The 18,061-nt window shown below is 72.1% G+C and carries 18 protein-coding genes; 7 read left to right on the top strand and 11 right to left on the bottom strand.

Annotation, left to right across the window (positions count from 1 at the left end):
• Window positions 1-55 precede the first annotated feature (55 nt).
• From ACFWVE_RS11425 to ACFWVE_RS11410, 4 genes are all read right to left on the bottom strand, one after another.
• The gene (locus ACFWVE_RS11425; protein ID WP_384011084.1) at window positions 56-634 is read right to left on the bottom strand and encodes a tellurite resistance TerB family protein; all 579 of its coding nucleotides are present in this window, start codon (window positions 632-634) and stop codon (window positions 56-58) included.
• Between the two features lie 213 nt (window positions 635-847).
• A complete protein-coding gene (locus tag ACFWVE_RS11420; protein ID WP_384011068.1) occupies window positions 848-976 on the bottom strand; it encodes a hypothetical protein in 129 nt (42 codons plus the stop codon).
• Between the two features lies 1 nt (window position 977).
• Window positions 978-1,469 (bottom strand): hypothetical protein, encoded by a 492-nt coding sequence (locus ACFWVE_RS11415; RefSeq protein WP_384011065.1) that lies wholly within the window; start codon window positions 1,467-1,469, stop codon window positions 978-980.
• A gap of 65 nt (window positions 1,470-1,534) precedes the next feature.
• Complete coding sequence (locus ACFWVE_RS11410; protein WP_384011062.1) at window positions 1,535-2,800, bottom strand: ricin-type beta-trefoil lectin domain protein; 1,266 nt, start codon at window positions 2,798-2,800, stop codon at window positions 1,535-1,537.
• A 323-nt stretch (window positions 2,801-3,123) separates the two neighbouring features.
• On the opposite strand from ACFWVE_RS11410, the gene ACFWVE_RS11405 reads away from it, so the two are divergent.
• A complete protein-coding gene (locus tag ACFWVE_RS11405; protein WP_384011059.1) occupies window positions 3,124-3,456 on the top strand; it encodes a hypothetical protein in 333 nt (110 codons plus the stop codon).
• A gap of 141 nt (window positions 3,457-3,597) precedes the next feature.
• Window positions 3,598-4,020, top strand: coding sequence for a DUF350 domain-containing protein (locus ACFWVE_RS11400; protein WP_384011055.1), 423 nt, complete (start codon window positions 3,598-3,600; stop codon window positions 4,018-4,020).
• Window positions 4,021-4,117: 97 nt separating this feature from the next.
• Here ACFWVE_RS11400 and ACFWVE_RS11395 read toward each other — a convergent pair whose 3' ends face one another.
• Both ACFWVE_RS11395 and ACFWVE_RS11390 read right to left on the bottom strand, forming a co-directional pair.
• Window positions 4,118-4,282 carry a hypothetical protein gene (locus ACFWVE_RS11395; protein WP_384011053.1) on the bottom strand — a complete coding sequence of 55 codons (165 nt, stop codon included), beginning with the start codon at window positions 4,280-4,282 and terminating at the stop codon, window positions 4,118-4,120.
• Between the two features lie 198 nt (window positions 4,283-4,480).
• Window positions 4,481-4,921: a hypothetical protein gene (locus ACFWVE_RS11390; RefSeq protein WP_384011048.1), complete on the bottom strand. Its 441-nt coding sequence runs from the start codon at window positions 4,919-4,921 to the stop codon at window positions 4,481-4,483.
• 564 nt (window positions 4,922-5,485) lie between these two features.
• Here ACFWVE_RS11390 and ACFWVE_RS11385 point away from each other — a divergent pair.
• Window positions 5,486-5,935: a hypothetical protein gene (locus ACFWVE_RS11385; protein ID WP_384011045.1), complete on the top strand. Its 450-nt coding sequence runs from the start codon at window positions 5,486-5,488 to the stop codon at window positions 5,933-5,935.
• A gap of 70 nt (window positions 5,936-6,005) precedes the next feature.
• On the opposite strand, the gene ACFWVE_RS11380 is transcribed toward ACFWVE_RS11385, so the two are convergent.
• Complete coding sequence (locus ACFWVE_RS11380; protein WP_384011042.1) at window positions 6,006-7,439, bottom strand: cytochrome P450; 1,434 nt, start codon at window positions 7,437-7,439, stop codon at window positions 6,006-6,008.
• Between the two features lie 223 nt (window positions 7,440-7,662).
• On the opposite strand from ACFWVE_RS11380, the gene ACFWVE_RS11375 reads away from it, so the two are divergent.
• Window positions 7,663-8,505: an alpha/beta fold hydrolase gene (locus tag ACFWVE_RS11375; RefSeq protein WP_384011039.1), complete on the top strand. Its 843-nt coding sequence runs from the start codon at window positions 7,663-7,665 to the stop codon at window positions 8,503-8,505.
• A gap of 122 nt (window positions 8,506-8,627) precedes the next feature.
• On the opposite strand, the gene ACFWVE_RS11370 is transcribed toward ACFWVE_RS11375, so the two are convergent.
• Both ACFWVE_RS11370 and ACFWVE_RS11365 read right to left on the bottom strand, forming a co-directional pair.
• Window positions 8,628-9,509 carry a YegS/Rv2252/BmrU family lipid kinase gene (locus ACFWVE_RS11370; protein ID WP_384011034.1) on the bottom strand — a complete coding sequence of 294 codons (882 nt, stop codon included), beginning with the start codon at window positions 9,507-9,509 and terminating at the stop codon, window positions 8,628-8,630.
• Window positions 9,510-9,616: 107 nt separating this feature from the next.
• Window positions 9,617-11,248, bottom strand: coding sequence for an FAD-binding oxidoreductase (locus ACFWVE_RS11365; RefSeq protein ID WP_384011029.1), 1,632 nt, complete (start codon window positions 11,246-11,248; stop codon window positions 9,617-9,619).
• A 71-nt stretch (window positions 11,249-11,319) separates the two neighbouring features.
• On the opposite strand from ACFWVE_RS11365, the gene ACFWVE_RS11360 reads away from it, so the two are divergent.
• Both ACFWVE_RS11360 and ACFWVE_RS11355 read left to right on the top strand, forming a co-directional pair.
• Complete coding sequence (locus ACFWVE_RS11360; protein WP_384011024.1) at window positions 11,320-11,919, top strand: TetR/AcrR family transcriptional regulator; 600 nt, start codon at window positions 11,320-11,322, stop codon at window positions 11,917-11,919.
• On the top strand, window positions 11,916-13,535 hold the full coding sequence (locus ACFWVE_RS11355) for a glycerol-3-phosphate dehydrogenase/oxidase (protein WP_384011020.1): 1,620 nt from the start codon (window positions 11,916-11,918) through the stop codon (window positions 13,533-13,535). The genes ACFWVE_RS11360 and ACFWVE_RS11355 overlap by 4 nt, the downstream gene beginning before the upstream one ends.
• A 70-nt stretch (window positions 13,536-13,605) precedes the next feature.
• Here the strand turns inward: ACFWVE_RS11355 and ACFWVE_RS11350 are convergent, their stop codons facing one another.
• Window positions 13,606-15,594 (bottom strand): discoidin domain-containing protein, encoded by a 1,989-nt coding sequence (locus ACFWVE_RS11350; RefSeq protein WP_384011079.1) that lies wholly within the window; start codon window positions 15,592-15,594, stop codon window positions 13,606-13,608.
• An 845-nt stretch (window positions 15,595-16,439) separates the two neighbouring features.
• Entirely contained in the window at window positions 16,440-16,790 is a 351-nt protein-coding gene (locus ACFWVE_RS11345; RefSeq protein ID WP_257853608.1) for a hypothetical protein, read from the bottom strand.
• Between the two features lie 419 nt (window positions 16,791-17,209).
• On the opposite strand from ACFWVE_RS11345, the gene ACFWVE_RS11340 reads away from it, so the two are divergent.
• Entirely contained in the window at window positions 17,210-18,040 is an 831-nt protein-coding gene (locus ACFWVE_RS11340; RefSeq protein WP_384011014.1) for a PP2C family protein-serine/threonine phosphatase, read from the top strand.
• Window positions 18,041-18,061 lie beyond the last annotated feature (21 nt).

Here is an 18,061-nt window from a genome sequence, read left to right as displayed (position 1 = left end):
GCTCCGGGGCTCGCGGCAGGAGCGGTGTGAGGGGCCCGGAAGGCCCGAGGGGCCCTCAGACTCCGAATTCCGCGGGCGAGATGCCCAGGGCCGCGCAGGCCTCGCGGATGGCGTACTGCTCGGTCGCCTCGAAGGTGCCGTCGGCACCGGCGATGACCATGCCGGTCTGGATGACCGCACGTGCCTCGACCGGCTTCTTCGACGCCTTCGCGATGTCCTGCAGGGCCCTCGCCTTGCCCAGTTCGAAGTTGGCCACGAGCTGGTCCACGTGCTCGTTGAAGCGCTTGCGGAGCTGGTCCGGCGGGAAGTTCTGCAGGACCTCGTTGGAGACGATCAGCTCCTCCACGCGCTGCCGCTCCGCCGGCTCGACGTACCCGTCGGCGGCCGCGACCAGCGCGCACATCGCCATGCTCGCGTCCCGGTAGGCGCCGCTCTTGAGTTCCGTCTTCGCCGACGCCAGCTGGGACTTCAGCAGCCCCATCAGCTGGGCCTTGGAGCCGCCGGAGGACGAGCCGCGGGAATGACCGCCGGCCTGTCCCGGCCCGGGATTCCCGTGCTGCCCTCCTCCCGGCCTCGCGCCCTGGGACTGCTGGAGCGCCTTGGCCTGGTCCTTGACCCGGTCCCACATCGCCACTGGTGCCACCTCGGCTTCTGTTGCTGTCTTTTCCGGTACCGGTCGTCAGGCCCGGATGGAGCGGTCCGCCTGGTCAACGGACGCCACTGCGACCATGTTCCCCGAAGGCAAAAGAAAGGCAAAACAACTATCGTCGTGTTGTCGGCTCGCCGGAACACGCCCCGTGCACGGGGCCACGCGGGTCGCGCGCGCGGTAGAGGTAGAGGTCGCGGATCAGGGCGCTCTCGGCCCCGTGGTGCAGAGGCCGACGGTGTCGAGCGCGGTGCCGTCGCCGCGGACCGCGTAGTCGTCCCGGGTGAGACGGTGGCTGCCCACGGTGTGGTCGGCGCGCAGCGACAGCATTTCACTCGGTCGGCTCAGCCGGCTCAGCCGCCAGACGGTCGTGGTGGAGGGCCGCGGGCAGGGCGCGGCGTCGCGGCCCCGGTCCTTTCCTCGCGTCGGCGCGCCGTTCGTACCGGAGCGCCGCACCGGTCGCGACCGCGCCGAGGCCCTCCCACACGGCGACACCGATGAACGCCCCGGGCGCCCGCCCGTTGATCACGGCGACCGTGAACACCGCGCACGTCAGCAGTCTGAACGGCACGGTCCACCGGAAGAAGGCCCGCCAGTCGGCGAGCGCCGCCAGGACGTAGTACACGCCCATGTTGAGTGCCGCCATCGAGGACGCCGTCACGAAGGCCGGTGTGAGGTCGCCGCTCCCCCGCAGGTCCGGGGCCTCGAGGCCGAGCAGGGACAACTGGGCGGCCGGTGCGATCAGACCCGCGGTCCCCAGAGCGGCGGCGAGTGCTCCGAAGACCGCCATGGTCCAGCCCGAGGCCGAGCGGGGGGCACGCATCCGGCGAGCACAGCGGCCGGCGGGACCGCCACCGGAGCCACGGTCCCGCCGGAGCCCGTCGGGACTCAGCCCACTGTCCATTTCTGGTTCGCGGCGCCCGTGCAGGTCCAGATCTGGAGCCGGGTGGCGTTGGCCGCGTTGTTGCCGGTCACGTCCAGGCACTTGTCGGCCGGGGGGTTGACGATGTCGCGCGCGCCGGTGACCGTCCACTGCTGGCCGGGTCCGCCGGTGCAGTCCCAGAGCTGGAGGGGAGTACCGTCGGCGGTCCCGTTGTCGGTGGCGTCCAGGCACTTGCCGAGCGCGCGGATCGTGCCGTCGGAGCCCACGGTCCACCGCTGGGCGGAGCTGCCGTTGCAGTCGTAGAGCTGTACCGGGGTGCCGTTGGCGGAATTCGCCCCGGCGACGTCGACGCACTTTCCGGCCAGGCCCCTGACGGCGGCGCCCGGGGCGGAGTCCCCGGTGGTCACCGACACGTGGTCGACGACGAGTTGCTGCGGGAAGACGGTGGAGCCGTCGGGGTCGCCGGGCCAGTAGCCGCCCACCGCGAGGTTCAGGATGAGGAAGAACGGCTTGTTGAACACCCAGGACCGTCCGCCCAGATCGGCGGGTGTGCGGGTCTGGTAGACGTTGCCGTCCACGGACCAGGTGATCGAGTCCGGCGCCCAGTCGACGGCGAAGGTGTGGAAACCGTCCGCGAAGGCCTGGCCGCCCGGCAGGGTGTAGCCTGCGCCGATGCCACCCGAACCGGAGTAGCCGGGGCCGTGGAGGGTGCCGTGGACCGTGGAGGGCTCGAAACCGACGTTCTCCATGATGTCGATCTCGCCCGAGTCCGGCCAGTCGACCGGTGTGCCCAGCATCCAGAAGGCGGGCCACATGCCCTGACCGCGCGGGACCTTCATCCGCGCCTCGATGTGCCCGTACTGTGCGGTGAACTTCCCCGCGGTGTTCAGACGTGCCGAGGTGTACTGGCAGGTGCCGTACCAGCACTGGTGGTTGGCCGGGTTCTCCTTACGGGCCGTGATCACCAGGTGCCCCTGGCCGTCCAGGGCGGCGTTGCGGTTGCCGGACGTGTAGTACTGCCGTTCGTGGTTGTTGACGTTGTCGCCGGTCTCGGTCTGCCACTTCGAGGAGTCGACCGCCGTGCCGGCGGGCCCGTCGAAGGTGTCCGAGAACGTCACGGCGGCGGCCTCGGCACCGTACGCCGACGTGGCGGTGGTGGAGGTGGCGGTGTCCGTCGGTTCCGCCTGGGCGGTGCCGACCGCGGCGGAGGCGATCAGAGCCGCGGACAGAGCGGCGGTCAGCCATCTGCGCAGCGTGCGTGGAGAGGACATGGCTCTCCCTTCCGTACGACGGCCCGCATCTACGGGCGCGCCGACCGAGGTTGTGGGGGGTGTGCGCCCCTTGATTCAAGTCGTGAGGTAAGAAGGCGTCAATACCCTGGTACGGACCAGCAGTCCGCCCCTCGCTCACGGACGCCGGCCGCCGACCTCCGTGAACATCAGGAGCTCATGTCTCAGGGTGAGTTGCTACCCGAAGCGTTCGCCATGCGCCACGTCGCCCACGCCAACGGAACCGACCGTTCGAAGCAGCGGGCGGGGGGCGCGGTCACGCACGGACCCGTCGTGACCGTGGTGGCGAGGATGCCGCTGGAGGCATGTACCGAGCGGACGGGCGGGAGTTCCGCCTCCCCGACGGCGTCCGAGGAGCGGGCGGGCAGGGGCGGCGGGGCGTCCGCCAGCCGGTCGCCGTCATCTTCCCCGAGCACCTCGCCGGCGGACGAGGCGTACACCGCGGCGGAGGACCGGGCGCCGAACTGCTGCGCCGGCCCTGGCAGGGGATCACCCGCAGAGTCGCCTTCGATCCCGACGGCCACTTCTTCGAGTCGAACGACGGCGGCGGCGCGTCCCCCCACCGCGTCGTCGACGGATCTGCCCGCTTCGTGGCCCGCCGGGACGACATCGGCGGAGAATCGGACGGGGAGGCCTGACGGTCACGCACCGCGGTCGACCGCGCCTGCGTACCCGCCCCGGCGACCGCACTCACCGGGGCGTCGAACGGGTGCGCTACATTTTGCTCGCCTTTGACCGCGATCACTCACGATCCTTCACGCTACGGAGCCGGCATTCCCATGAGCGACATCGTCAACGGACTCGGCCGGGCCACCGCCTACGGCGCACTCGGTCTGGTCCTGCTGGTGCTCGGCATCGTCCTGGTCGACCTGCTGACGCCCGGAAAGCTCGGCCGTCAGATCTGGGAGGAGCGCAACCGCAACGCCGCCCTGGTGCTCAGCTCCGCACTGCTCGGCATCGGCGGAATCGTGTTCACGTCCATCTGGACGACGTACGAGGACTTCGGCAAGGGGCTGGTGTCGACCGCCACGTTCGGGCTGCTGGGGCTGGTCATGATGGCCGTCGCGTTCCTGGTGGTGGACCTCATCACGCCGGGACGTCTGGGCAGCACCCTGGTCGACCCGGAACCGCACCCCGCGGTCTGGGTGACGGCGTCCTGCAACCTCGCGGTGTCCGCGGTCGTTTCGGCTTCCATCGCCTGACACCGGCGCCTGGCAGCTTCCCGCCCCCGGACCTGAGCGGGTATCGGGGGCGGCAAGCCCACCACGCCCGACAAGGTCGTGCCAGGTTGACGAGCCGTCAGCCGGACACGACGTGGAGGAGGGCCGTCCCGTCCTCCCCCGGCGCCACCGGGGGCCGGGACGCCGACGGATGTGCGTCGTCCGGGGCCCCCGTGTCCGCCTGGTCCGCGCCGCCGCAGCAGGCCGGCGCTATGACGGTGAGCAGGGCGAGCGCCCGGCTCACACCTGCCCCTCGTCCGCGTGCCGTTCCTGCCCGGTGTGCCCTCGTCACGCCGCCCATGGTGCCCCCGCGCGTCCCTGCCGCCGCGCACCGTGTGCTGCCGCCGGCCTCCGACGGCCGCCCTTCCCCCGCGCCGCGCCTCCCCCTCCCCTCGCAGTCCGCGGAGTGTGCCCTGCGGCCGTTTCCGGGCGACGGGGTCGTTCAGGCGACGCGGGCGGCGGCCCGGACCACGCGGGGACGCTCCTGCACCGGGCGGATCGGCGCGGCCAGGGCCCGGGAGGACGGACCGACCCGGGTGGAGGAGGCGCTGACCCGGTACGTCGTCCGGTTCGGGTCCACGACCGGGTCCCCGAGCTCGAGCTTCCCAGCCGCGTGCAGCGCGTCGCAGTCGGTGGTGGGCAGGGCTGCGTAGCAGCCGCCCTGACCCGTGGTCGAGTCGAGCGGCCGCCAGTAGCTGTACCTGCGGCGGCCGTTCGCGTACACCGTGACGAAGCTGGGGGTACGAGGGTCGGAGATGATGCGCAGCACGTCGACACCGGCGGTGCCGGCCGGGGTGCACGACGGCGCGGGGGCCGCCCGGAGCCCGGCGGCCATCCGCCCGGCGCGCGGACGGTCCTGGGTCTGGTTGACGGTGAAGAGCATCGCTGGGGCCTTTCCGGAGCCGGGTCTCGAGACCGTCTACCCAGCGCGGCGCCGGTGTTGATCTCTTTCAATGATCATTCTGCTCCTTGACACTGACATTAACCCGTCATTGACGATCGAGTGGTGGAATTTCCTCGCCATACTTGGCCATTCTTCGCCCCTCGTGGCCGTTCTTCACCTCTCCTCAATCCCCGTCATACCCCTTGTAACACCTCGCGCCGGGTCCGCAGGATCACCGAAGAACGGATGTGAATCGTTTCAATCACCGGACACGACGAGCAGAAGACGCATGTCATGGCCGAGGGACGAAAAGCGCAGGGTCGTCCTGCAGGGCACGGCGGCCGCTCAGTCCCGGGTGACCGTGCCGCACGGGAGCCGGGACTTCACCGGGCGGGCACAGTGCGGCGGGCGGCCGGGGCCGTGCCGTACAACCCCGGTGCCGTTCCGGGTGTCTTCCTCGGTGAACCTCACGGAACCTCCCTGGACGGGCGGTATTCGGACGGTACACCCCTTCCACGCCCTTTCGACTCGCACTCGTTCCAACGGGGGAGCAGCATGAGCCGCATGAGTCCGATTCGTTCTCGCACCCGCCGCGGCGCCGCCGCGGCGCTCACCGTTCTGGTGGCGGCGGCCCTGGGTGCCGCCGGTGCCGGGGCGTCGAACGCGGAGCCCGCCGCGCCGCAGCAGCGGCAGATCGCGTCGTCGGTCCTCGGCGCCGACTACCGGATCACGCTGACCGCGCTCCGTTCGGCCGAGGACGAATACGCCGCCTCCGTGCGCCTGCAGGTGTACACGCGGTCCGAGGGCGCCTGGAAGGAGTCCGACCGCGTGACCGTCGGCGACGTGGACGGCTGGTTCTGGTACCCGCTCACCGGCAGGGGCGCCGTCTGCCGGTTCTCGACAGCGGGCACGGAACCCGCGTCCCTCACGGCCAGCCTCCTGGTCACCCCGTCCGTCGGCTGCTCCGACCCGGTCCACTACGTGGTGAAGGAGGGCAGGGTGTACGCCGGCTGAACCCGGAGTGCCTCTGCCTCGCACCTGCCGGGCCGGTGGCCCCTCCTGCCGCCGGCCCGGCAGGTGTGGCTCATCCGGACGTCGCGGGCGAGAACGTCATGGTCAGCTTGTCCGGCCTGACGGTGACCACCGCCTGGGCGCTCGGGGCGGGTGAGGTGACGGTGAAGCGGGGCCAGGTCTGCAGAACGGTGGCCAGGATGATCTGGAGCTCCGTCCAGGCGAAGTTCTCGCCGATGCACTTGCGGCGGCCGTCACCGAACGCGAGGAAGGAGCCGCGCGCGGCGGCAGGGGTGCGGTCGGGTGCCCACCGGTCCGGGTCGAAGACGTCGGGTTCGGGGAAGACCCGCGGGTCGTGCTGGTGCAGATAAGGGCTCCAGACGACGTCGGCGCCCCCGGGGACGAGGTGGCCGCCGAGTTCGATGTCACGGGTGGCGGTGCGCGTCACCATCCAGGCCGGTCCGTACTTCCGGATCGCCTCCCGCAGGACCCGCCGGGCGTGAACGAGCCGGTCCAGGTCCTCGTGGCGCAGGGGCCGGTCACCGCACACGGTGGTCAGTTCGTCGCGCAGCAGACGCTCGATCGCGGGGTTGCGCGAGATCTCGTAGAGGGTCCAGGCCAGGGTGGTGCCGGTGGTCTCGATCGCTCCTGTCAGCAGGGTGATGGCCTCGTCCTGCAGTTGCTGACGGGTGAGCGGGGGCTCGGCCGTCAGCAGGGCGGCGAACAGGCCTGCCCGTTCCGTCTGCTCCGTCCGCTCCGTCCGCCGGGCCGACGCCGCGTGCGGGCATTCCGCCGGGGGCGCACCGGTGCCGTCCGCGGCCGGATACCGTGCCCGGTGGGAGTGGTGGTCGACGGCCTGGTCTATCAGGGTCCGCAGGCGGGCGACGCGGACGGCGTGGGCCCGGTTCACGGGCAGCGGCAGTCCGGTGATCCAGGCGGGGAGGAGGGTCTGCCGGATCGTTCCCTTCATGATCTCGGGCATCAACGCGGTGAACTCGCTCTCCAGGTGACCGGGCAGGTCCGTGCCGAAGAGTGCGGCCAGGAACGCGGCGAGAGCGGTCGTGTTCATATCGGCGTAGACGTCTCGCGGCGCGTCCTTGGGCCACGCCGCGACCAGGGTGCGCACCTGGCCGATCATGGCGTGGCCCCGGTCGGCGATGTGCGACTTGCTGAACATGGGCTGCATCAGGCGCCGGTTGCGCAGGTGTGCGTCGCCGTCGGCGATGGTGGCGAGTCCGTCGCCGAAGAAGACCCGCAGCGCCTCGATGATTCTGCCGCCCTTGACGAAGTGGGCGGCGTCGGTGACCAGGACGCGGCGGGTCAGCGCGGGATCGGTGACGACATAGGCCGGGCTCGGGCCTATGCGTATCCGGACGACGCTGCCGTGCCGGCGCAGTGAGGTGATGAACGTGAGGGGGTCGCGGGCGAGCCGGTGGGCGTGTCCGATCAGTGGCAGGCTGCCGGGAGCGGTCGGGGTGGGTGCGGACGGTGGCGTAGTGGCGCTCATCGAACGGATCACTCCTCGTGGGGGCCGTCGAACGCCCGATGCATGCCCAGGACCGCGCACGAGGATGCCGTGCCGGGCCGCCCCGAACGACCCTCCGCACGCCCTGGACCGGATGCGGGCTCGCCCAGGTCGCGCGAACCTGGAGGGGTCGTCCGGTTGTGCTGCCCCGGCGGGGCAGTGGGGCCGGGTCGTCCGACACCGAGCCGAGGAGAGACGAAAGCCCATGCCTCACATCACCGTGGGACGCGAGAACTCCAGCGACATCGAGCTCTACTACGAGGACCACGGGTCCGGACAGCCAGTGGTCCTCATCCACGGGTTCCCGCTCGACGGCCGTTCCTGGGAGAAGCAGTCCGCCGCGCTGCTCGACGCCGGCTACCGCGTGATCACCTATGACCGCCGCGGGTTCGGACAGTCGAGCCAGCCGACGTCGGGCTACGACTACGACACCTTCGCCGCCGATCTGAACACGGTCCTGGAGACCCTCGACGTCTCGGACGCCGTACTCGTCGGGTTCTCCATGGGCACCGGTGAGGTCGCCCGCTACGTCAGCCGGTTCGGCTCGGGCCGGATCGCCAAGGCGGCCTTCCTCGGCTCGCTGGAGCCCTTCCTTCTGAAGACCGACGACAATCCGGCCGGTGCGGCGTCCCGCGAGTTCTTCGAGGGCATCGCGGCGTCGGTGAAGGCGGACCGGTACGCGTTCTACACGTCGTTCTTCAAGGATTTCTACAACCTCGACGAGAACCTCGGGAGCCGGATCAGCCCGGAGGCCGTCCGCAACAGCTGGTGCACGGCTTCCTCGGGCGGATTCTTCGCGGCGGCGGCCGCGCCGATGACGTGGTTCACCGACTTCCGGGGCGACATCCCCGCCATCGACGTACCCGCCCTCATCCTGCACGGCACGGCGGACAACATCCTGCCCATCGACTCGACGGGGCGCCCGTTCCACCAGGCACTGCCGAGCGCCGAGTACGTGGAGATCGAGGGTGCCCCGCACGGCCTGCTGTGGACACACGCCGAGGAGGTCAACGCGGCGCTGTTGTCGTTCCTCGGGAAGCCGACCTGACGCACCGTCACGAGTGACCTCCCCGAGGGCTGTCGTCCCCCGTTCCTCTCGCCGGGCGCGCCCGGTGCGCTCGCGTTCCCCGGAGGCGATCGCCGTGGGCCGGGACGCGGTCACGGGGCCGGTCAGCGGAGCATGTGGAGTGCTCCGGGGAGAACTCTGAGGGTCACCGGGAGAACCGCCTCGACCTCGCCGTCCGCCCCGTAGGGGACGTCCCGGTCGGCGAGGATACGGATCTCCTTGCCGCGCAGGATCCGCACCTGGGAGCGGTGGACGTGGGTGCCGGTCCTGAGGTCTTTCATCAGGCTGAAGAACAGCAGCCGCGAGGCGTCCGCGATCATCACGATCTCCAGTACGCCGTCGTCGACGCGGGCGTCGGGGGCGATGACGCGGCCCGAACCGTAGTAGCCGGAGTTGGCGGCGACCACGGTGTAGCCGGTGTGGGTGTGCTCCTCGCCGTCGACCGTGACCCGGTAGCGCGCCGCCCGCCAGCCGGTGACCGCGCGCAGGCCGCCTGCGTAGTAGGAGGCGGAACCCCGCAGCAGCCGGGACCGGTTGGCGTGGCGGTTGGCCAGCGCGTCCACACCGGCGTAGACGCTGCCGAGGACGACGGTGCGGTCGTGGACGGCCGACTCGACCTCGATGGTGTCGACCGGCCGCGGTGCGTTGTGCAGCAGTATCCGGGCCAGGGCCGCGGGATCGGCGGGCAGGTCCAGGGCACGGGCGAAGTCGTTGCCGCGGCCCGCCGGTACGAGGCCGAGGGTCGCGCCGGTGCCGCTCAGCGCGCCGCCGATGCCTCCGGCGATGCCGTCCCCGCCGACCGCCAGCACCACCCGGCCCCGCCGGCCGGCGTCGCGGGCCAGGTCCCGTGCGTGGGCCAGGCTGCGGCTGTATTCCGTGTGCAGGTCGGCGCCGGCCTCCCGGAGCAGACGCGCGAGGGCGAGCAGCGCGGCCGCTCCGGTGGATCCGCCCGCGGCGGGATTGACGACGGCGGTGAACTGTCGCATCGGGTGCCTCCGGGCGGGCCGACGGGATGGGGAAAAGGTGGTGGTGGGGAAAGGGCGTGGTCCGGTGGGGCGGTCGCCCCGCAGGACGACGCCCGGTGAGCCCCGGTTCAGTCCGTGGGCAGGAGGACGCCGGGGCTGAGGATTCCGGCCGGGTCCAGGCGCCGCTTCACGGCGCGCAGGGCGTCGGTGCCCAGCGGGCCGATCTCGCGGACGTACCAGTCCCGGTGGTCGGTGCCGACGGCGTGGTGGTGGGTGATCGTGCCGCCGGCGGCGAGGATCGCCTCGTTGGCCGCGTGCTTGGCGCGCGTCCAGTGCGTCACGGGGTCGCCGTCGCCCTGGGCCGACACCACGGTGAAGTACAGCGAGGCGCCGTTCTCGTAGATGTGGGAGATGTGGCACATCACCAGGGGCGGGGTGCCGGCCTCCGTGAGCGTGCCGGTGAGGGCGTCGCGGACGGCGGTGTACAGCGCGGGCACGCTTGACCAGAACGTCGCGGTCTCCAGCGTCTCGGCCAGTGCCCCGGCGTCGAGGAGGGAATCGCGCAGGTACGGGGCCGAGAAGCGGCCGTGGGCCCAGTTCCGGCCGGGCTCCTCGCCCAGCGGGGTCCCGCCGCACGCGCGCAGGACGGCCGCGGCACCCTGCCTGCGGTACGCGGTGTCCTCCTCCGTGCCCTCGTAGCCTGCGACGGCCGTGCACCCGGCGGGCTGCGCGGTGCCGGAGCCGAGCGCCTCGGGCTGGGCGAGGCCGATCAGTGTCTCGGTCTCGTCGGACAGGCGCAGCACGGTGGGGCGCGGCCCGTCCTGGGCAAGACGGCGCAGCGCGGTGGCCCCCTGTTCGAAGGAGTCGAAGCGCCAGCCCTCGTAGACGCGGACCCGGGGCGCAGGCCGGATCCGGACGGTCACCGATGTGATGACGCCGAAGGCGCCCTCGGAGCCCAGGACCAGCTGGCGCAGGTCGGGGCCGGCCGCGGAGCGCGGGGCCCGGCCGGTGTCGAGGGTGCCTTCGGGGGTGGCGAGGGTCAGGGCGAGCACCATCTCGTCGAAGCGGCCGTGGCCGGCGGACGCCTGGCCGCTGGAACGGGTGGCGGCGAAGCCGCCGATGGTGGCCCACTCGTAGGACTGGGGGAAGTGTCCGAGGGTGAAGCCGTGTTCGGCGAGCAGTGCCTCGGCCTGCGGGGCGCGCAGACCGGGCTGCAGGGTGGCGGTGCGGGAGAGCGGGTCCAGGGCGAGCAGGCCGTCCATGCGCCGCAGGTCCAGGGCGACGAAGGGGCGCGCCCGGCCGGGGGCGAGCCCGCCGACGACGGAGGTGCCGCCGCCGAACGGCACTACGGCCAGGCCGTGTTCGGCGCAGGCGCGCAGGACGGCGAGCACCTCGTCGTGGCTCGCGGGGTAGAGGACGGCCTCGGGGATGTCGGTGACGTCGCCGCCCCGGATACGCAGCAGGTCGGGGGTGGACTTGCCACGGGTGTGCCGGATCCGGGTCTCCGGATCGGTGCGCACGCGGTCCTCGCCGACGCCCGCACTCCCCTCCCTGCCGCCGTCCGCACCGCCCAGGGCCGCGGTCAGCGCGCGCCGTGCCGCGGGCCCCAACCGGGTCCCGGGGACGGCCACTTCACCGAGGGCGGCCGGTGCGGCCTCGCGCGGCCTGACGCCGAGCATGTCGCGCAGCAGCCCGATCACGGTGTCGGGCAGCGGCTTCGCCCTGGCCGGGTCGCCCCAGCCACTCCACAGCATGTCCATGGCTGTCGTCCTCACCGGTCGATGGGAGCGATGCCGTCGCCGACGGCCTCACGGGCGTTACACTGTGACACATGACGCCTATTCGTCACAACCAAGCGGACAACGACGCCGTACTCGACGCGGTGCGCGACTGTGTCCTGGCCGTCGGGGTCCGCCGCACCACGCTCACCGACGTGGCACGCCGTGCCGGGGTCTCCCGTATGACGCTGTACCGGCGGTGGCCCGATGTGCGCACGCTGGTCGGAGACCTCATGACGCGGGAGTGGATCGCCGTCGCCACCTCGGCCGTCCCCGAGGCCCGGCCGGGGACGACCACGCGGGAGCGGATGGTCGACGGGCTGGTGGCGGTGGTGCGCGCGTTCGGCGAGCACCCGCTCTTCCAGAAGATCGTCGGTGTGGATCCCGAACTGCTGCTGCCCTACGTGCTGGACCGGCGCGGGGCGAGCCAGGAAGCCATGCTGAAGCTGCTGGCCGAGACCCTGAGCGAGGGGCACGCCGACGGTTCGGTGCGCGCCGGCCGTCCCGAACGGCAGGCGCGGTCCGTCCTGCTGCTCGTCCAGTCCTTCACCCTGTCCCTGCGGACCATGACCGACGAGGACGACCCGGACCTCACCTACGAGGCCCTCCTCGCGGACCTGCGCGACATCCTGGAGAGGACCCTCACCCCATGACCTCCCCGAACTCCCCCGCCGGACCGCCCTCGTCCGCCGTACCCGCCGCATCCCCCACAGCCGCCTCGTCCCTGTCCGCCGGCCGCCGCGTCCGCGATCTGGCCGCGGCCATGGGCGGCGACGTCGTCGACGTCCTCGTCGTCGGGCTCGGTGCCACGGGCGCAGGGGCCGCCCTGGACGCGGCGTCCCGCGGACTGAGCGTGGTCGCCGTCGACGCCCACGACCTGGCCTTCGGCACCTCCCGTTTCAGCAGCAAGCTGGTCCACGGCGGTCTGCGCTATCTCGCCTCCGGCCGGCTCGGCATCGCCCACGAGAGCGCGGTCGAGCGCGGGGTGCTGATGGAGCGCACCGCCCCCCATCTGGTGCGCGCGCAGCCGTTCGTACTGCCGCTCACCCCTCTGGTCTCCCACGGTCGGGCAGCCCTGGCACGGGCCGGTCTCCGGGCCGGCGACGCCCTGCGGCTGGCCGCCCGGACCGCGCGGACGACCCTGCCCGCGCCGCGCCGGATCTCGGCGACGGAGACCTGTCATCTGGCCCCCGCCGTACGGGCCGGCGGACTGCGCGGCGGGCTGCTGTCCTGGGACGGCCGGCTGACCGACGACGCCCGCCTGGTGACCGCCGTCGCCCGCACCGCCGCCGCACACGGGGCACGGATCCTCACCCGGGTCCGGGCCCTGGACCTGTCCGCCTCCGGTGCCCGGGTCCGCGACGAACTCACCGGCGAGGAGGGCCGGATCCGCGCCCGCGCGGTGATCAACGCGTCCGGCGTCTGGGCGGGCGGCCTCGTCGACGGCATCCGGATCCGCCCTTCGCGCGGAACCCACCTCGTGCTGCGTCCGGACAGCCTCGGCCCGCTTCCGGCCGGCCTGCACGTCCCGGTCCCCGGGGAGACCAACCGCTTCGTCCTCGTCCTGCCCCAGGACGACGGCCGGGTCTACGTCGGCCTGACCGACGAACCCGTGGACGGCGACCTCCCCGAGGTCACCGAGGCTCCCGAGACGGACATCGGCTTCCTCCTCGACGTCCTGTGCTCCGTCCTCGACGTACCGCTGCACCGCGACGACGTCGTGGGGGCCTTCGCGGGCCTGCGTCCCCTGCTGGACACCTCGGCGGACGGGTCCGGTACGGCGCCGAGGACCGCCGACGTCTCGCGGCGGCACGCGGTGCTGACGTCGTCCGAGGGGGTCGTCACCGTCGTCGGCGGCAAGCTCACCACCTACCGGCGCATGGCCGAGGACGCCGTGGACACCGCCGTGCGGGTCCGACGGCTGCCGGCCGGCCCGTCGCGCACCGCGTCCCTCCCGCTCGTGGGCGCCGCGTCGCCGCAGGCCCTCGCCGCCCTGCCGGCGCCCCGCCGCCTCGTGCGGCACTACGGAACGGAGGCACCGGCCGTGCACGCCCTCGGTGTGCACGACGCCCGGCTGGGCCGGCCCGTACTGCCCGGCCATCCGGTGACCGGCGCCGAACTGCTCTGGGCGGTGCGTCACGAGGGAGCGCTCGACGAGAGCGACCTGCTCGACCGCCGCACCCGGATCGGCCTCGTCCCCGCGGACCGCGCCGCAGCGCTGGACGCGGTCCGTGAACTCCTGACCAGCGCCTTGCCCCAGCACAGTTGACGCAGCGCGGTTGTCGCAGCGCAGTCGACACGGCGCGGCCGAAGCGGCTCAGCCGACCCGCGCCGGTCCGTCACCTGCCGTGCACGCCGGCCTCGCGCAGGGAGTAGCCCCACTCCGTCCCCCGGTCCAGGAAGACGACGCGCACGTGGCGGACCTGCTGAGGGGTGAACCGGGCCGTGTCGAGCCCGCCGTCGCCGGCCGTGGTGGACCAGACGGTCCGCCAGTCGGTGCCGTCGGCGGACAGCTCGACGCGGTACGACGACCCGTACGCACGCTCCCAGTCGAGGGTGACGCGCCCGACCTCGCGCGTGGCGCCGAGGTCGATGCGCAGCCACTGGTCGTCGCTCCAGCCGCTGGCCCAGCGGGTGCCCCGGTCACCGTCCACCGCCCGGCCGGGCGCGTAGCTCGTGAACGCGTTCCACTCGGTCGAACTCGCTGTCGCCGGGGCGCCCTTCGCGAGGTTGTCCGCGGACCGGTGCCGTTCGGAGGCGCCCCAGGTGCCGAGATAGGTCTCGGCGCCCCGGAAGAGGTCGTCCACCACGTCCTGGCCGCCGACGCGCCTGATGTCCTCGATCCAGTCGGGGACGAGTCCGTGGTGCGCGGCTCCGTCGGTGTTCAGGTCCCAGGTGCGCTCGCCGGTGGTCTGCCGGTCGATGACGGATCCGCCGTCCACGCTGCGGAAGGGGTACGTGACGGGATCGGGCGCGTCCGCGCCGCGCGGGGCGGGCCAGCCGCCGACGCCGTTCATGTCGGTGCCGTAGCCGTAACCCGCGCCGTACTTGTCCCGCACCGCCTCGGTGCGCTCCGCCTCCTCGACGAAGTGTTCCGAGCCGTGCATGTACTGGGCGACGAAACCGCCGAGCCCGTAGACCCGCTCGGTCCAGTCCATGTCCATCCAGCTGTGCGAGGAGATGACGCCGGGGTAGGACTCGGCCTCGAAGAGGTCGAGCACCCTGCCGGTGGCCTTGACGCTCATGTGGTCGATCTCGAGCATCATGTTGCGTTCCATCATGCCGCGTACGGCGTACTCGCCGAGGTCGGTGAGCCCGCGGACGTTGCAGCGGGCGTCCTCGTCGTAGGCGGGGACCTCGACGCCGGCCGGGAGTTCCTCCTCGGCGGCGGGGGCGGCGGCCAGGCCGATGGGGTTGTCGTGCTGGGGGCCGGTGCACTGCTCCGTCCTCCAGAAGGTGCCGGTCGACAGGAACTGCCCGACGTTGATGGCGGTGCCCAGCGCCCCCTCGTCGAAGCGGACTCCGCACAGCGCGTTGTCGAACTTGTGGCACAGGAACATGCTGCGCACGCCGAGGTCGTACAGCTCGTCCAGCCCGGCGTCGATGTCGTCCTTGTCGCACTGGGCGACGTCCAGGACCTGCTTGCAGCCGAAGGGTTCGGAGGTCTCGACCCCCAGGACGACCGCCAGTTTGCCCTGTTCGACGACCTGCCGGGCCTGCGCGCTGTCGGTGACGATGCGGAACCAGCCCTTGCCCGTGCCGCCGTACATCCTGTCGATGTAGGCCTGCATGTCGTACGTCAGCTTCGCCTGCAGCCGGATGGACGTCATCTCGTCGCAGCCGCGGTCCTTGAAGAAGTACACGGAGCAGATCACTCCGTTGGTGACGAGGTCGTTCACCAGGACCCGCTGCCCGCCGCGCCAGGCCCGCTCGATCCAGGCGTAGTAGTTCTGCTGGTGGGTCAGGGAGTCGTGGGCGGGCCAGTCCACGAAGGTGGGCCAGCCGTCCGGATCGTGCCTGCCGTCACCGCCGTTGGTGATGAAGTCGAAGATCGCGAGGGAGCCGTCGGGGTAGTGCTCGGGGCAGTCCTTGAGGGCGTCGGCGATCCCCTGCTCGGAGAAGGGCTTGCCGCAGATGAGCCGGCCGCCGAAAGCCTCGTTGGACATGAGGTGGTTGTGCGCGTCGACGAACCCGCGGACCTCGCCGCGCGCGTCGGTGCCGGTGAAGGGCTCCCCGGTGACGCCGATGCCGGAGTCCGGGGCAGGCCGCGCGGTCGGCTCCCACCAGTCACCGCCGGCCGCCGAACTGGGCGTCGGGCCGAGGGACATGGCGAGCACGAGCAGGAGCAGGGACACGAGGGCGGCAGGACGGCGTTCGCCGTACCTGCGTCGAACGATGGTCACGGCCCATGTCCCTTCGTCGGCGGAACGACACGGTCGGCCCTCTCGGGCGGTCCGGCCGGCGGCCGGGACCGCCCGACCGATTGTCATGACCGGCACAAGATATGAGCCGAGGATGACTACGGGCACGTAAGGAGTCAAGAGTCCGGGACGACCTGCGGCCGCCCGGGCCCGGGACGGCCCCCTGCCCCGACGCGAAAGCCCTTGGCGTGACCGCACGGCCCTCGATCTCCTCGCCGGTGTCCCCGTCAGGGACTACGCGGCCGCGCCGGCCCGATACGAACGGCTGCCGGGCTCCCCTGCGACCTCCGCGGCAGTGGCTCCGAGGCCGGCCGGGAGCTTGCGGAGCACCGGTCGGCGGCCGTCGGACACGCCCGGGCACGCCGGCCGCGCCCGGCACACCGTCCTCACCGACGGCTTCGACGACCGCGTCGCCCGCATCGCCGCCAGAGGGCTCCGGCCGACGCGCCAGGAGACCTGCCCGAACGGCGTCCGCAAGACCGTGTACCGCGACCCCGGCGGGAACGAGATCGGCTTCGGCGGCGCCCCGGCCCGAGGGCGCCCACCCAGCCGGTGCGGTCGGAGTCGACGCCGCCCTCTCCGTCGGTGCCCCGCGGGGCCAGCCGCTCCACCTTGGTGACGCCGACGCCCATCGGCCGGGCCGGCGCCGGTGAGCACCCCGGTAGTGGCCGGGGTCCGGCCGTCGCCCTCACGTGCGGCCAGGGCCGTCGGATCCCCTCCCTCAGGGCCTTCAACCGTCGGGCGGGTGCCGTCTACCGCTCCGCCCCGGGCTCGTAGCGCAGCGAGATGGAACGCAGGACGTCCGAGGAGGACACGTCGGTACGGCCGGCGTCGTGCACTTCGGCGAGCTGCACGAAGGCGAAGGTGAGGGCGGAGGTGATGTGCACGATGGCGGGCCCCAGCTTCTCGGTGACGATCTCCGCCACCTCGCGGGGGCTCGCGTCGTGCGGCAACTGGATGTGCGGCAGCATCTCCTCGAGGAGCGCGGAGACCGCTCCACTTCTGGTGACCTCGGCGTCCGGGTTCTCCCGGAGTTGCCGCCGCATCTCGAGGGCCTCGGTGAGAATGCCGACGCCCCGCTGCATGATCTCGCGCTGCTCCATGGGCACAGCCTAAACGGGTGAAGCGACGACCTGGATACCTGCGGGCACGCCGTGACGTGACAGCCGAACGACAGGAGAACCTGTTCCCTCCACACCCCGCCCAGGAGCATCGCACGAGCGTCAACATACAGAAAGGACAGAGATCCAACGATTTTTCCCGTCACCATCTCATCGCAGGAACAGGTTCCATTACGGGCACTGCCGCACTACCGCCTCAGCCGCCTCGGCCGCCGCTCCGGCGACGCCGCCATCGGGCCGGGGCACACGTACACACACTCGAGAGAGGCAGAGACGCGGGTCGCCTCCAGAAACTGGCCCACTCATTTAATTTCCGATTATCATTCGATATAGGCATCACTGAGATCCCCTCCCCAAGGGAGACCATTGAGCGTTGCCGCCCTCGCCCGAGTGAGTGATCCATGTCCCGTACCGCCTCGACGGACGACGGCGACGAGCTGCTGGCCAGGCTCGGGGCGCTGACGGCTCAGGCACGCGCGCAGGCCGAGGTGCAGCGCTCCCGGGTGGAACTCGCCGTCGCCCTGCAGCGCGGCATGCTGCCCCGGGATCTTCCCGTCGCCGGCGGTGTGCGGCTGGCCGTGCGTTACGCGCCCGCCTACCAGGGGCTCAATGTGGGAGGCGACTGGTACGACGCCTTCACGATGCCCGACGGCCGCATCGGCCTGTCCATCGGGGACGTCCAGGGGCACAACGTCGAGGCGGCCGCCTTCATGGGTCAGGTCAGGGTGGGGCTGCGGGCACTGGCCTCCGTCACCGGTGAGCCGGGCGAACTGCTCGCCATGACCAATGACCTGCTGCTGTCCCTGGGCTCGGACCTCTTCGCCACCTGCACTTTCATGCGGCTCGACCCGTCCAGCGGCGTGATCGAGAGCGCTCGGGCCGGACACCTGCCGTGCGTGTGGGCCACGGCGGACGGCCGGTCCGGCGTGACGCGGGACGAGGGCGGCCCTCCGCTGGGCATCCAGCCGGAGTCGGCCTACCCGGTGACCCGGTACCGGCTCGACACGGGCAGCCTGTTCGTGATGCTCACGGACGGTGTGGTGGAGGGTCCGTCGATGCGGCTCGACGAAGGGCTGGACCATGTGGTGCGGCTCGCGGGCATCGCGGCGGTCGCCCGGCTGGACGCGGACGCGCTGGCCGCCGCCGTGATCAAGGGAGCGGAGCAGGTGGGCCACGAGGACGACGCGGCCGTCCTGGTGATCGCGCGCAACGGCCAGGACGCCCAGCCGTAGGCCTCCCGGCACCAGCCGTCC

The sequence above is a fragment of the Streptomyces sp. NPDC058632 genome (assembly GCF_042717095.1).
GTDB lineage: Bacteria > Actinomycetota > Actinomycetes > Streptomycetales > Streptomycetaceae > Streptomyces.
Note: the sequence above shows the minus strand (reverse complement) of the source record. Positions and strands in the feature narration are given on the sequence as shown.

Bases quoted from the DNA above. Each gene is read 5' to 3' on its own strand.
- ACFWVE_RS11420 (WP_384011068.1), bottom strand. From the start codon at position 976: ATGCTGTCGCTGCGCGCCGACCACACCGTGGGCAGCCACCGTCTCACC.
- ACFWVE_RS11415 (WP_384011065.1), bottom strand. From the start codon at position 1,469: ATGCGTGCCCCCCGCTCGGCCTCGGGCTGGACCATGGCGGTCTTCGGA.
- ACFWVE_RS11410 (WP_384011062.1), bottom strand. From the start codon at position 2,800: ATGTCCTCTCCACGCACGCTGCGCAGATGGCTGACCGCCGCTCTGTCC.
- ACFWVE_RS11405 (WP_384011059.1), top strand. From the start codon at position 3,124: ATGTACCGAGCGGACGGGCGGGAGTTCCGCCTCCCCGACGGCGTCCGA.
- ACFWVE_RS11400 (WP_384011055.1), top strand. From the start codon at position 3,598: ATGAGCGACATCGTCAACGGACTCGGCCGGGCCACCGCCTACGGCGCA.
- ACFWVE_RS11390 (WP_384011048.1), bottom strand. From the start codon at position 4,921: ATGCTCTTCACCGTCAACCAGACCCAGGACCGTCCGCGCGCCGGGCGG.
- ACFWVE_RS11385 (WP_384011045.1), top strand. From the start codon at position 5,486: ATGAGTCCGATTCGTTCTCGCACCCGCCGCGGCGCCGCCGCGGCGCTC.
- ACFWVE_RS11380 (WP_384011042.1), bottom strand. From the start codon at position 7,439: ATGAGCGCCACTACGCCACCGTCCGCACCCACCCCGACCGCTCCCGGC.
- ACFWVE_RS11375 (WP_384011039.1), top strand. From the start codon at position 7,663: ATGCCTCACATCACCGTGGGACGCGAGAACTCCAGCGACATCGAGCTC.
- ACFWVE_RS11370 (WP_384011034.1), bottom strand. From the start codon at position 9,509: ATGCGACAGTTCACCGCCGTCGTCAATCCCGCCGCGGGCGGATCCACC.
- ACFWVE_RS11365 (WP_384011029.1), bottom strand. From the start codon at position 11,248: ATGGACATGCTGTGGAGTGGCTGGGGCGACCCGGCCAGGGCGAAGCCG.
- ACFWVE_RS11360 (WP_384011024.1), top strand. From the start codon at position 11,320: ATGACGCCTATTCGTCACAACCAAGCGGACAACGACGCCGTACTCGAC.
- ACFWVE_RS11355 (WP_384011020.1), top strand. From the start codon at position 11,916: ATGACCTCCCCGAACTCCCCCGCCGGACCGCCCTCGTCCGCCGTACCC.
- ACFWVE_RS11350 (WP_384011079.1), bottom strand. From the start codon at position 15,594: ATGTCCCTCGGCCCGACGCCCAGTTCGGCGGCCGGCGGTGACTGGTGG.
- ACFWVE_RS11345 (WP_257853608.1), bottom strand. From the start codon at position 16,790: ATGGAGCAGCGCGAGATCATGCAGCGGGGCGTCGGCATTCTCACCGAG.
- ACFWVE_RS11340 (WP_384011014.1), top strand. From the start codon at position 17,210: ATGTCCCGTACCGCCTCGACGGACGACGGCGACGAGCTGCTGGCCAGG.